Origin of the sequence: Nostoc sp. EspVER01 (assembly GCF_034530635.1) — a bacterium.
Classification (GTDB): Bacteria; Cyanobacteriota; Cyanobacteriia; order Cyanobacteriales; family Nostocaceae; genus Nostoc.
Genome location: NZ_JAVRCS010000050.1, coordinates 1 through 13,517 on the forward strand (window position 1 = coordinate 1; position 13,517 = coordinate 13,517).

At 40.3% G+C, this 13,517-nt stretch carries 13 protein-coding genes; 7 read left to right on the top strand and 6 right to left on the bottom strand.

Annotation, left to right across the window (positions count from 1 at the left end; all coding sequences use genetic code 11):
• Positions 1–211: 211 nt before the first annotated feature.
• Complete coding sequence (locus RMX69_RS26625; protein WP_409877910.1) at positions 212–1,144, bottom strand: metal ABC transporter substrate-binding protein; 933 nt, start codon at positions 1,142–1,144, stop codon at positions 212–214.
• A 413-nt stretch (positions 1,145–1,557) separates the two neighbouring features.
• Between RMX69_RS26625 and RMX69_RS26630 the strand changes: the two genes are divergently transcribed.
• Positions 1,558–3,162, top strand: a complete 1,605-nt coding sequence (locus RMX69_RS26630) for an iron uptake porin (protein WP_322639227.1) — start codon at positions 1,558–1,560, stop codon at positions 3,160–3,162.
• Positions 3,163–3,325: 163 nt separating this feature from the next.
• Here RMX69_RS26630 and RMX69_RS26635 read toward each other — a convergent pair whose 3' ends face one another.
• Both RMX69_RS26635 and RMX69_RS26640 read right to left on the bottom strand, forming a co-directional pair.
• Entirely contained in the window at positions 3,326–3,955 is a 630-nt protein-coding gene (locus tag RMX69_RS26635; protein ID WP_322639228.1) for a TenA family protein, read from the bottom strand.
• Between the two features lie 29 nt (positions 3,956–3,984).
• Positions 3,985–4,755 (bottom strand): pentapeptide repeat-containing protein, encoded by a 771-nt coding sequence (locus RMX69_RS26640; protein ID WP_289795048.1) that lies wholly within the window; start codon positions 4,753–4,755, stop codon positions 3,985–3,987.
• 530 nt (positions 4,756–5,285) lie between these two features.
• Between RMX69_RS26640 and RMX69_RS26645 the strand changes: the two genes are divergently transcribed.
• Entirely contained in the window at positions 5,286–5,552 is a 267-nt protein-coding gene (locus tag RMX69_RS26645) for a toxin HicA (protein ID WP_099103576.1), read from the top strand.
• The gene (locus RMX69_RS26650) at positions 5,536–5,748 is read left to right on the top strand and encodes a type II toxin-antitoxin system HicB family antitoxin (protein WP_289795047.1); all 213 of its coding nucleotides are present in this window, start codon (positions 5,536–5,538) and stop codon (positions 5,746–5,748) included. The genes RMX69_RS26645 and RMX69_RS26650 overlap by 17 nt, the downstream gene beginning before the upstream one ends.
• A gap of 196 nt (positions 5,749–5,944) precedes the next feature.
• Here RMX69_RS26650 and RMX69_RS26655 read toward each other — a convergent pair whose 3' ends face one another.
• On the bottom strand, positions 5,945–7,006 hold the full coding sequence (locus RMX69_RS26655) for an L-histidine N(alpha)-methyltransferase (RefSeq protein ID WP_322639229.1): 1,062 nt from the start codon (positions 7,004–7,006) through the stop codon (positions 5,945–5,947).
• Between the two features lie 214 nt (positions 7,007–7,220).
• Between RMX69_RS26655 and RMX69_RS26660 the strand changes: the two genes are divergently transcribed.
• The 4 genes from RMX69_RS26660 to RMX69_RS26675 all read left to right on the top strand — a co-directional run bounded on the left by RMX69_RS26660 (position 7,221) and on the right by RMX69_RS26675 (position 12,055).
• On the top strand, positions 7,221–8,999 hold the full coding sequence (locus RMX69_RS26660; RefSeq protein WP_322639230.1) for an ABC transporter ATP-binding protein: 1,779 nt from the start codon (positions 7,221–7,223) through the stop codon (positions 8,997–8,999).
• Positions 9,000–9,133: 134 nt separating this feature from the next.
• On the top strand, positions 9,134–10,936 hold the full coding sequence (locus RMX69_RS26665; RefSeq protein WP_289795044.1) for an ABC transporter ATP-binding protein: 1,803 nt from the start codon (positions 9,134–9,136) through the stop codon (positions 10,934–10,936).
• A 208-nt stretch (positions 10,937–11,144) separates the two neighbouring features.
• Positions 11,145–11,399, top strand: coding sequence for a TIGR03643 family protein (locus RMX69_RS26670; RefSeq protein WP_289795043.1), 255 nt, complete (start codon positions 11,145–11,147; stop codon positions 11,397–11,399).
• A 110-nt stretch (positions 11,400–11,509) separates the two neighbouring features.
• Positions 11,510–12,055: a dihydrofolate reductase family protein gene (locus RMX69_RS26675; RefSeq protein WP_289795042.1), complete on the top strand. Its 546-nt coding sequence runs from the start codon at positions 11,510–11,512 to the stop codon at positions 12,053–12,055.
• 70 nt (positions 12,056–12,125) lie between these two features.
• Here the strand turns inward: RMX69_RS26675 and trxA are convergent, their stop codons facing one another.
• Positions 12,126–12,464: a thioredoxin gene (gene trxA, locus RMX69_RS26680; RefSeq protein WP_289795041.1), complete on the bottom strand. Its 339-nt coding sequence runs from the start codon at positions 12,462–12,464 to the stop codon at positions 12,126–12,128.
• A gap of 231 nt (positions 12,465–12,695) precedes the next feature.
• A complete protein-coding gene (locus RMX69_RS26685; RefSeq protein WP_322687094.1) occupies positions 12,696–13,007 on the bottom strand; it encodes a hypothetical protein in 312 nt (103 codons plus the stop codon).
• Positions 13,008–13,517: the final 510 nt, after the last annotated feature.

The following is a 13,517-nucleotide window of genomic DNA, read 5'->3' on the forward strand; positions in this document are numbered from 1 at the left end:
TGTACTGAGCGTAGTCGAAGTATTGGTCACTTGTACTGAGCGTAGTCGAAGTATTAGTCACTTGTACTGAGCGTAGTCGAAGTATTGGTCACTTGTACTGAGCGTAGTCGAAGTATTGGTCACTTGTACTGAGCGTAGTCGTTGGCGTAGCCTCTCGTAGAGAAGTATTGGTCATTAGTCATTTGCCAATGACAAAGGACAACTGACAAATCTATTTACAAGATGTTTCCAGAGTTTGCAAATTAGCTTTCATTGCCTTGAAATAATGCTGCGGATCTGTTTCGCCAGTTTCTAGAGAATCCAGAGTACGCAAATTTAATTTCAAGTCTTTAGAGAGGCTGTTCAGCAGTTTATTATCTACTCCTGGTTCGCTAAATAAAGCTTTAACTTTGTATTTTTTCACAGCGTTGACGGCATTTTGGACATCTGTTGGTGAAAGTTGATCTTCGGGAATTTGCACTACAGCAACTTGCTTGAGGTTATAGCGTTTAGCTAAATATGGAAATGCATCATGAAAGGTAATAAAGGTGCAAGTGGGATTTTTCTGCAAAGTCTGCTGAAATTCACTGTTTAAACTTTCTAATTCTTTAATATAAGCTGTAGCATTTGCTTCGTAAGTAGCTTTGTTCGCCGGATCGGCAGCAATTAATCCATCTCGAATATTTGTTACCTGCTGTTTTGCTAAAACTGGATCTAACCAAACGTGCGGATTACCCTGACTATGTTCGTGGTCTTTTTCATCTGGCGTCGTTTTGACAACAGGTGAAATTTCATTTAAGGGTTTAATACCAATACTTGCATCAATTTCAGCTAATTTGGAATTTTGGGCATTTTTGACAGTACCTTCTAGAAATTCCTCTAAGCCTAAACCATTTTTTACTAACACCTTAGCAGTAGCGATCGCTTTGACATTTCCTGGTGTCGCTTGGTATTCATGTACCTCCGTACCAGGTGGCACTAGAATTTCTACATCTGCCACATCCCCAGCTACTGCCTTAGTAAACAAATATATCGGCAAAAATGTCGCTACTACTTTAGTTTTTCCCGACTGCGCCTGTGGGGTAGAAGCAGCTTCCTGTGCTTGCGGCGACTGTTCGGAAGTTCTTCCCTGATTTGGATTTGATTGGCTACACCCAGTAGCCATCGACAATATTAGCAGAGCAATTATGGGCAAGATGCCGCTTCTTTGCCTACCTGTTCTAATTTCTCTGCAATTCACAATCACAATATTTCTCCTCCAAACGGATGCTTGCTCTACCTCTGTCATCATCGCTATTGACAATGGCAAGTATTCTAAATTTTATACTATAATAATTCTCATTCTCATTTTAAGTACATAATATCATTCTGGGTTTGCTGTGTAATGAGTAACAACAAAACTTTTTCAGACGGTACAGCCCTCTGCAATTTAGTTTTCCCTGAATAATTAGGATTTCTTGACTTTTTTTGTTAAAAAGTTTCCTTACTTCTGATAAGATTGCTGACAAATATTGTCATAAAATGCCCGTTAAAAAAACGTGGTTTGGGTGTGAATTGGAGATTAGTGTGAGGAGAGAAATGCAAAAATTCTGGAAATATCTGCTAGTTAGTCCAGCAGTCTGCGGTGTCATGCTATTTGTTAATACTGCTACATTTGCAGCTGAAACATTGGGTAATTCTGAAATAAATCAACCGCAAGTTTTAGCTAATCCAGACACAAAAGATCAGAAAATGGGACAAGTTACCTCCGTGTCCCAATTTTCTGATGTACAACCCACCGACTGGGCATTCCAAGCATTACAATCCTTAGTTGAGCGCTATGGCTGTATTGCCGGATACCCAAATAGCACTTATCGGGGTAATCGGGCATTAACGCGATATGAGTTTGCTGCTGGTTTGAATGCTTGTCTCGATCGCGTTAACGAACTTATTGCTACAGCTACAGGCGATTTAGTTAACAAACAAGATTTAGCGACATTACAAAAGTTGCAAGAAGAATTTTCCGCAGAACTGGCGACACTCCGAGGTCGTGTGGATGCAGTAGAAGCGAAAACTGCTGAATTGGAGGCGAATCAGTTCTCAACTACAACTAAATTGCAAGGACAAGTTGTCGCAGTTGTCAGCGATGTGTTGTCAGGAAATACAGTCAACGGTGCAGAAATTACAGACGAGAATACAACTTTAGGGGTACGGGCACGGATAGAATTAGTAACTAGCTTCACAGGGCAAGATACGCTGTTCACCAGAATTCAAGCTAATAATATTCTCAGCCCTAACATTGGTACACCAGAAGGTAACTTATTTTTTGCTGGCGAGGATGGTACTACTAATGCTGCCATAGATGCCTTGTATTACAAATTCCCTTTGGGCGAAAAAACAGAGGTTATCGCGATCGCTAATGGAGGTGCAGCAGACGACGTTACCAGCACTGTCAATCTCTTTGATGGTGATGGTGCTTTTGGTGCTTTGTCCACCTTTGGTACACGTAACCCAATTTATAGCCAAATAGGCGGCGCGGGGTTAGGAGTAACATACGAGTTCAGCGAAAAATTGGCATTAAGTCTAGGGTATTTGAGTGGTACAGCTAATAACCCTACACCCAATAATGGCTTGTTCAATGGTTCTTATGGTGCATTGGCACAGCTGACAGTTAAACCAAGCGATCGCATTTCTATCGGTTTAACTTACATTAATTCCTACAACCAACCACTACTCACAGGTAGCAATGCCGCCACTTTCCAGGATATAGCAGCTATCCAGGGTTTACCAGAAGATCAAGTAGGATTTTCCAGTAATTCTTACGGCGTCCAAGCATCGATTGGCATCACTGATAATATCGTCTTGGGTGGTTGGGCTGGATACACCAACAGCCAAAGCTTGAGAGGAACCCGTGGAGACGTTGATATTTGGAACTATGCTGTCACCCTTGGCTTCCCTGACCTCGGTAAAAAAGGTAACTTAGCAGGTATCATCGCTGGTATGGAGCCTAAATTAACAAGTTCTGACATCGCAGGTTTGGATAGCGATCCTGATACATCCTATCATCTTGAGGCTTTCTACCAGTATAAGCTGAGTGACAATATCACCATTACTCCTGGAGTCATCTGGTTAACATCTCCAGATCATAACGACACTAATGATGATGTTGTTATTGGTGCATTGAGAACTACATTCAGTTTCTAATTTTTTTAAATCTTAAAAGAAGACGCAAATTTATCCTTTGCGTCTTTTCTTTTGTGTATGGGTTTAAAAACAGAACTCAATATTTTTACTGGGCTTGATATCTTCAAGCAACGTGAGTTCGATAGATAGAAAAGGTCAAAAAGGTTGCTAGATATCAATTTGCTCAACTGAACATCCACGCAGCCTGAAAAAAGTCGCGTTCACAAAACATCGCATAACGATAAGTTGAATGCACAACAGGGTTGGTAGCGGCATAATTGTCAACTAAATTTTCTAATTGTTGTGTTAGTGGTTGAAAATCTGTGCTGCTATAAGTACGAATCCAGTCTGCATATTGATGATCGGGAATACCTTTACAAGCCAATTTTTCTCCTAAAAAGGCATACAAACGCATACAGGGAGACATCGCCGCCGCAGTTAAACCCACATCTTTGCTCCAAGCAGTTGCTAATAAAAAATCAGTATAGCGGCGGGTGACAGATGCAGGTTCTACAGCATACAAATTGACTCCCCACTCAGAAGCATAGCCACTATGCAGCCGTAGTTCTTCTAAAACTCCACTAGCTAAATTATGAAATGTGGTGAAACCTAACCAGTCTGGTGCTTTAGCTGCGGCGATACTGTAGGCACGGGCAAAAGCTTCTAAGAAAAAAGCATCTTGCCCTACATAGTAAGCAAATTTAGCTCGCTCAAGAGTACCATCGCCAATACCTCGAACGAAAGGATGCTCTAGGCAAGCTTGGGCTAAGTCTTGATTTGCTGCCCATAATTCGTTAGATAAGTCATTTGTCATTTGTCATTTGTTAACTGTTATTATCTCCTTTAAAAAGGGAAGAACTGGAGCAAGACTGAGCCAATACTTCCCAAAAAGTCAACGAAGTTGGGTTTACCAGTACTTATCTTCTCATTGACGGGTGTTTGTAGTTCTGTTATAAAAGTTTGGGCTGTTAGGGTTCCAGTGCTGTTATTTTGGGATGTAAACAATTTTTGTGCAACTTGAGCATCTTGAAATGCACCTTGTCTATCTAGTATTTGGTAACGAGCGACACCACGAGCGAGATAGGCATCCGCATATTCTGGTTTAATTGCGATCGCTTGATTAAAATAACTGATTGCTTGCTGTTGGTTGCCTTTTTGCCCTTCTGCTACACCCAAAGCATAAAATTCTGCTGGTGAAGCAATTTGTGATGGTATCGCAACTGCACCTTGAAAGTTAGTCCCATTTAAGTAAGCGCCAGTTAGTTCTGCATTTGCTAAATAAGTATTTCTCAAATCAGCACCCGTCAAATTTGCCCCATTAAATTTAGCTTCGCTCAGGTTAACGCCAAATAAACTCGCGCCACTTAAGTTTGCACCCCGCAAATCTGCACCACTTAAGTTTGCACGGCTGAGGTTAGCACCTGTAAGATTAGCACCACTTAAATTAGCTCCAGATAAATCAGCCATTACTAAACCTGCACTCGTCAAATCACAGTTTTGACATTGTTTGGTTGCCAATAACTGTTTAATATGTTCAGAATTTGCTGCTTGTACGGTTGTTGTCAAACTAATTGTGGTTAAAAATGCGGCTATACCTAGAATTTGGTTTTTCATATTCGTGTAATATTTCTTACTCAACGCCAATTTACCTAAGACGGATTTATACCTCAGCATTATGATATGAGCAATCTCAACAATTTGCCCTCTGTAGTTGCCTATATAACTTATAAATTGGCGATACCTTTCCTGTGGAAGGCTACGCTAAAGGATTGTAGAAAAGTAGCGAAGCTATAAATTGAGCCAATATTAAGATTGATATCCCCGGTAATTAAGGATCAGTGCGAATTATTCGTCAAGATAAGTGATACACTCCATGATAAGTGAAACTAATGTTAAAAAATTATACTTATTGCAAAATATTGATTCAAAGAAAGCATCTGGAACATCCAAATAATTAGTATTTTTTAAAATCAAGTAAATTACTAAAGCAGTATCCAAGCCTACAATTTTCCCTGATAACTGGACTAGCCATTGTCATCAGTCAGGGATGCTCTCACTCAAGAGTAAAATGGTAAATTTGCTTTTGGATACCCTGATTTTAAATAAATATGAGACTATAGAAACATTAAGACAGTCAGAAAAACGTGAGTCAGCAAGACAAACTCTTAGACAAAATTCTCTCTGGGACTTCTGATACAGATATCCCTTTCGCCCAACTGTGGCAACTTTTATATACACTAGGCTTTGAAGAACGGATTCGTGGCGATCATCGTATTTTTGTCAAAGCCGATGTTGAGGAGATATTGAACCTACAACATAAAAGAGGAAAAGCCAAAAGCTATCAAATTAAACAAGTTAGGGCAGTGATTCTCAAGTATAAGCTAGGAAGTAAAAATGATGTTTCGGTATGAAATCATTCTCTACTGGAGTGAATTAGATCAAGCCTTTATTGCTGAAGTCCCAGAGTTATCAGGCTGTGCTGCTGATGGTGATACTTATCAAGAAGCTTTGCATAATGTAGAATTGGTTGTGCAGGAATGGATAGAAACTGCTAAAGATTTGGGGCGTCCAGTTCCTGAGCCTAGACCGCGTTTGATGTATATTTAACTGAGATACAAGCTAATTAAAACTATTTTTTTCGCCTTATCATAAATATATTTTATCTGCTCTAGATACAAATCAACAATATTTTTGCTATGGCGCTTATTGTACCCTTGGGTGTAGATAATTTTTCTGATCAAGACACTATAAATCGCGTCTCTACATCACGGTTTTGGGTTTTCGAGACTTATCTTAACTGTATTTAATTAGTGGCAATCTTACAAATCACCATAATATGTGAATTGTATTTATTAGTAGTATAGTGAATAAGTTGTAGTCCAGAACGTTCTAGTTCTTGCAATAGTTTAGGTATTTCATACTTGTGATGTCGCCAAATAGTAATCTCTTCACCTTTAGAGATTTCAATATTTTTATCTATACCCATCCGACTAAAGTTTATAGTGTAATCATGACGTAGTTTCAGATTAGCAACAATACTATCTGTTTTTAAATCGTACTTTCTCACCAGTTCACAATCTTCAGATTTAATCCCAATTTTATTTTTAACCCATCCATATACTTCTTCTACATGATACTTGCAGCCACCTCTAACTATTCCATCCCATGTTGAGTTAGAACCAGTTTCGTTAGTAAATACTAAAAGATCATTTTTTCCCATGCTATCTCTGAAGTTTTTGAACACTTCATCTCTATTTTGATGATTTCCAATGGTAACTCCTAAGTGTAAAAATATTTTTGCTGTGTCGTCAATTTCAAGGTTAGCTTGATTTTGGAATAAAATTTTAGGTACACAACTACTTTCTATGTCAATTGTAGAACTGATAAATTCGACTAGTGGGAACCATTTCTTAAAATTACTTTTGGAGACATGAAGCAATTCTTCACTAATATCTAAAGCAATATATTTATTAACCTTTCCTAATTTGTTTAACCTGCCGATAAACTTTTTAACTGGATAGGAATTACCTGCGCCAACATCTATAATATTTACTCTTTCACCAGTTTTTATATTACCATTCAGGTATTTAAAATTATCTTTTAAAAGGTCAATTTCTACATTTGCTCTTCCATACCATCTAGGAATAGCATGTTTCAGATAAAAATCGTTCCAGATTTTTGCACCTCTTCCTTTATAAGAATACTTGAGAGGGATTTCTCTTCTAACTTCTAATGCATGAATTATCCCTAAAACTTCTTCTTCAGAAAAAAGAGAGTAGAATTCAGAACTTGGCTTTGCTGTGCGACTGATAGCAGATGAAATATCTAAGGGAAGTTGGGAATTGCGATGAAAATTTTGAGCCATGATTCTTGTTCTTTGGTTTTCTTCGGTCTTGAAATTGATTAGCCGCAATGCTTGCTAGAAATATATTCTCCCATGCCACTGTCCCAAAACCTGGAATCTTGATCACAAAGAAGAGGGCTGTTTTCCATATTACATTCCCCACTCTCAAAGAATAAATTGGTTTTTTACAATCAAAATACGAGATAATTTTCCAATGATACAGGGGTGAATTGCAGTGGTTCAGCAACCAGAACTCCAGGAAACTTCGTCGATCAAGGCAACCCAGCGTGTGCTTAAGAGTTTAAGCACTTACCGGTGGACTTCACTGGGAGCGTTAGTCAGCCTGTTGCTGTTGACGATCGCAAATGCTGTAACCCCACAATTATTTCGGTGGGGAATTGATCAAGGGATCACGCAAAAAAACCTCCAAATTGTGCTATATAGTGCCGCCTGGATGGTAGTTGCCGCGATCGCTCGTGGTGTATTTAACTTTGGACAAAGCTATTTAGCAGAAGCAGCGTCTCAAGGTGTTGCTTATGACCTGCGAAACAAGATTTTCAGCAAAATTCAAAATCTCAGTTTCAGCTTTCACGATCAGGCGCAGACTTCCCAACTACTAACCCGTGTCACCAGCGATATTGAACAAATTCGTACCTTTGTTGGCACTAGCTTAATTCAAGTCGTCGGCTCAATTGTGACATTGGTGAGTATTTCGGTAGTTTTGCTGCTGATGAACTGGCGATTAGCACTAATTACTCTCACAGTAGTACCCATAGCCGCATGGTTAATGGCGCGATTCATCAACCGAAATGACAAACTTTTTCGGCAAGTACAAGAGCAACTGAGTAACTTGAATGCTGTATTGCAAGAGAACTTGCTAGGAATCCGGGTAGTGAAAGCTTTTGTGCGGGAGTCAACCGAAAGGTCGCGTTATACAACTCTGAATGATGGCCTAGTTAAGGCAAACATGAAGACCATTAGCGCCATCCGTGATACCTTCCCGCTGATCTTTTTGCTGAGTAATTTGGTAACATTGGCAGTTTTCGCCTATGGGGGAGCGCAGGTGATTGGAAATCGGTTCTCCATAGGCGAACTGGTGGCGTTTAACTCCTACCTAGCATTGATTCTCCAACCGATTTTGTTAATTGGATTTGCCGCACCCGCGATCGCTCAAGCAGCTGCTTCCGCCGAACGAGTCTATGAAGTTGTGGATGCAGAGGTAGAAATTCGCGATCGCCCTGGTGCTGTCCCCTTTGACACCTGCGGTGGTAGAATTACCTTTGAAAATGTTTGCTTTCGCTATCCCGGAGCGACAACCGAAACTCTCAAAGAAGTCTCCTTTGAAACCAAGCCTAACGAGCTAATCGCCGTTTTAGGAATGACCGGTTCGGGAAAAAGCACAATTATGAACCTGATTCCCCGCTTTTACGATGTCACCAAGGGAGCAGTTCGCATTGATGGACGAGATATAAAAAGTTTCACACTCAAAAGCCTCAGATCGCATATTGGTATTGTCTTTCAGGAAACCACCCTATTCTCTGGCACAATCCGCGAAAATATTGCCTACGCTAAACCTGATGCCACCTTAGAGCAAGTGATTGAAGTTGCAAAAACTGCCCAAATGCACGATTTTATTAGCGGTCTAGCCGATGGCTACGAGACGATTGTGGGTGAACGGGGCGTGGGCTTATCTGGTGGACAAAAACAAAGAATTGCGATCGCTCGTACCTTACTAACCGATTACAGCATTCTGATTTTGGACGATAGTACCTCAGCTGTAGATGCCAAAACCGCTGCTCAAATTCAAGCCGAACTAGATGGCTTAATGCGCCAAAAAGCTTGTACAACCTTTGTAGTAGCTCAACGTATTAGCACCGTTAAAAATGCCGATCGCATTTTTCTCATGGATAAAGGACACTTGGTAGCACAAGGCACTCACGAGGAATTGATGCAAAGCAGTCCACTCTACGGTGTAATTTTGGAATCTCAGGTAAAGCCGAAGGAGAAAAAATGATCTCCAATTAGCATAATTAATTTTGCTTACAGCCTTGTAATAAAGACTTTTAATCTAAAATCGTTCGACTGAGCGACTTGCCTTGAGCGGAGCCGAAAGGAGCCGAAGTCCAAAATCTAAAATCCAAAATTTTTATGAGAGGCACTATTCCCGTTGTTGCATCCGAGGAAAACGCGAGTCAGCAACTTTCCACCCTGCGGCGCTTTTTGCAATACGTGCTACTTTATCGCAAAGAAATTCCCCTCGCCCTGACATTAGTATTAATTGGTGCCATAACTCAGGCAGTTGGGCCATTCTTTCTCGGCTGGTCGATCGATCGTCTGATTGCACAAGGGGATTTACAAGGACTGCTGGTATTGTTAGGGCTACTAGGGCTGAACTATGGACTTGGTGTCTTAGCAATTCGGGGTCAAATTATTCGAGTTGGCTGGATTATGCAGCGATTGCTGGCTCAATTGAGGCAAGATATTTTCATTAAAATCCAAAGTCTGCCACTCAGCTTTTTCGATCGCAGCGAAGCAGGCGATTTAATGAGCCGATTACTGAATGATGTCAACACCGTGAATCAAGCATTTGGACTAACGATCGCCCAAATGCTGGGCAACACTTTCAGTTTAATTGGCATTGTAATTGCCATGCTCTCTATCAACCTGCAACTTGGTTTGTTGAGCAATCTAGTTGTGCCACTGATGATTTTTACCACAAGCTTATTTGCACGTTGGGCAAGAGTCAGATTTCGCGTCACCCGACAAACCATTGGGGAACTCTCTGCCAAGTTAGAAGAAGATATTGGCAGCGTGCGAGAAGCGCAAGCATTTAATCGCGTACAGATGAATATCAAAGAATTCGATATTCTGAACGCCGCCAATAGAGATGCCAACGTTGAAGCTGTGGCAATTACTTCAGCCTTTTTGCCCTCTATCGATTTTCTCAACACACTAGCAACGGCAGGTGTGCTAGCCTATGGCGGTTATCTAGCGGTAACAGGGGCTGCAACAGTAGGTGTAGTAACATCTTTTTTACTTTACGTCCAGCAATTCTTCCGCCCGATCCAAATTCTCAGCCAGTTTTATACTCAAGCTCAATCTGCCTTCGCCGGATTAGAGCGAATATTTCTATTATTAGATGAACCGTCACAACTCAAAGATGCACCCGATGCCACAGAAATGCCGCCTATTCAAGGTGAGGTGACATTCGAGAATGTCAAATTTGGCTACAACCCAGATCAACTGGTTCTCAAAGGCGTGAATTTACACGCCTATCCAGGACAGATGGTTGCATTAGTGGGGCCAACCGGTTCAGGAAAAAGTACAATTATTAACTTAATTTTGCGTTTCTATGATGTATCAAGCGGTGCAGTGAAAATTGATAATCTTGATGTGCGTAGCGTGACTCAAGCAAGTCTGCGCCGTCAAATTGGCATCGTCCTGCAAGACAATATTTTATTCACTGGTACTGTTGCCGAAAATATAGCTTTTGGCGCTCCTTACGCCACTCAAGCTGATATCGAAGCGGCTGCACAGCTGGCAAATGTGCATGAGTTCATTACCTCACTACCACAGGGTTATACAACTCAATTAGGCGAACGGGGAGCGCCTCTGAGCCAAGGACAGCGACAACTAATCAGTATTGCTCGTGCGGTATTAATTAATCCCCAAATTCTGATTCTCGATGAAGCCACCAGCAGCATCGATACCCGCACAGAAGCGCTAGTACAAAGTGCGATCGCTCGTTTGCTCCAAGGTCGTACTAGTTTCGTAATTGCCCACCGCCTCAGTACAGTTACTCAGGCAGATCAGGTATTAGTAATTCAGCAAGGACAAATTGTAGAACAAGGTACTCACACTGAACTCGTTAATCAGCAGGGTGTTTATGCCAACCTCTATGCTCTGCAACTAGGTGCAGCAGACACAATGGTTCTTCAAAACGAAAAGTAAAATATATTTGAAGAAGGAGTCAGAATTCAGAATTCAGAATCAATTAGTGGTGTGTTTGCATCCCCCACTAAATTTAAGATTTAGGGGATTTATTAAACCCACTTATCACTCGCTAATAATATAGAATTTATTCTGTTAGCGGTAGCGGGGCGTTCACCCATTCTGACTCCTGACTCCTGAATTCTTTTTTTATTTCCCAGGAAAAAAAATGAAGCTCCCTAATCTAGATTCGGAAACCATCGATCGCATCATTGAAATGGCATGGGAAGATAGAACACCTTTTGATGCTATCGAGGCTCAGTTTGGGCTACTGGAGAAACAGGTAATCGCCCTAATGAGGCGCGAAATGAAAGAATCTAGTTTTAAGATGTGGCGAGAGCGAGTCACCAAACGCAATACAAAGCATTTATCTCAGCGAGAATTTATTGCAGGTCGCTTTAAATCGCATAATCAAAAAACGTAAAATTGGGTAAGCTATTGCTCTTTTGTGATATGAACCACCAAGGGCTAAAATGCTGTAGAAAGGCGTTCGCTTGCACTCATTGAGTGAAAACTACCAAATTCAGAAGCACAATGACGAAAGTTACACTCTACATTGCAGCTAGTTTGGATGGCTACATTGCTCGCAGCGATGGCGGAATTGATTGGCTATCCCCCCTTGATACAGAAGGAGAAGATTACGGTTACACTGATTTTTACGAATTGATTGATGCGATCGTCTTAGGTAGCAATACGTATGAAGTAGGGCTGGGTTTTGATCAATGGCCTTATCCAGAAAAAAAATCCTTCGTATTCACCCAGCGTCATCTCCAATCCGAGCGTGAGGATGTTGTGTTTGTTTCTGAACCAGTAAAACAAGCGTTAGCCAATATAGAGGCTCAAGGTTTTAAAAATATTTGGCTAGTTGGTGGCGGAAAATTAATCAATTCGTTTCTTCAGCACAGCTTGATTGACGAATATATCATTTCAACTATTCCAACTATCTTAGGTGGCGGTATACATCTTTTTCCACCACCTACCCCTGAAGAAAAATTGGAACTAATTAACTCAAAACCATATCCTAGTGGTTTACTCCAAGCACATTATAGGAGAAAAATAAATCCTGAAAATAATTCGTAATTCTTAATGATGCTATCTACGAATTACGTTAGCGCAGCGTTAGTGACGCAGGAGCGTCATTACGAATTATCTAGAGAAGCTTCTGAACAGCATTGCTAAAGTCTTCGTAAGGAGAAACTCCCACAATGGTTTCTGCTAAAATACCATCTTTGAAAATTAAAACTGCTGGAATACTGCGAAGACCGAATTTTTTGAAAATGGGCTTATTGCTGTCAACGTCTACCTTAACGACTTTAGCACGACCTTTGTATTCTTCAGCAAGTTGATCCATTAACGGGCTGACTAAGCGGCAAGGTCCACACCAAGTAGCAGTAAAATCAACAACAACAACTTTCTCTTCACTTCCATTTAAAACAACATCAAACTCACTTTCTTCGACGTAAGTAACTATGTCAGTATCAGTAGACATTTTTTAATTCCTTAGTGTCAAACTAAAATTTCAGCAAAAAGCTAACTATACAAACTATACTCCCTTCTGAGTGTCAAATTCATTAGTTACCTACATTCATTGGGAAACTCCCACAGATGATTTTTGCTTACTAAAGTATATTTAATAACTTAAATTTTTGTACGTAGGGTGCGATCGCACCCTACCAACCAACCTAATCCAAAAACCCATACCTTATAAGGCATAGAAGCGTCAATAGTCATCCGGCTGGCCAAATAATTCTAACAACCCAATTGTGCCGACAAAAAAAGTATAAGTAGCATATTTTATTGGCATCTTTTGTCTTGAATGTGCATAAAAAGCTGCTATAATGCTCTCAACAAAATGGCTCATCATCGCAAAACGCTCAATCCAAAAAATTAGATTCAGGCTACTTGGTACATTAATATTAGTTATTACTGCATAAATATTCCACGATTCCAATCCAATTGCGCTTGTTATAAGCACTGTAGATATAATTTTTACAAAGGTATAAATCTTTTTCTTGATAAATTTTAAGTCCATACTGTTCACAACAATAATATTTAACATATCTACAAAACTTGGAAAATTAACAGACAAGTTAATGTGTCTTGTCTAAAAATTTGCCCTAAGTCAACCAATCTTATCTCATGATTTCCATTTTTGTAAAAGCCTATATTTACTACATCATAGTCCCCTCCTCGCAGGGCTACGGTGTATACACAAGTCCTAAAATCATTGCCTGGTAAGATACAAGCTTTGGTAGGCAAGGTTTTGAGTTAAGCGAACTGATTATCAATAGTGTCAGCTTATTGATAGAGTTCTAACGGAAAATCAAGGATTTAAAAAATAATTTTCCGTTGTTTTTCGTTGATTTGATTGCCAACTCGACTTGTGTATACACGGTAGCCTCGCAGGTAGGGGGTTGGGGGTGGGGTTCTTGTACCTCACTCAACTGATACCATTTCTTTGTGAGGCTGCGCCAAATTTTCTTTCTTCTTTGTGTCCAACTCTTACGAGACGCTGCGCGTAGCTTGCTTCTCCGTAGGAGTA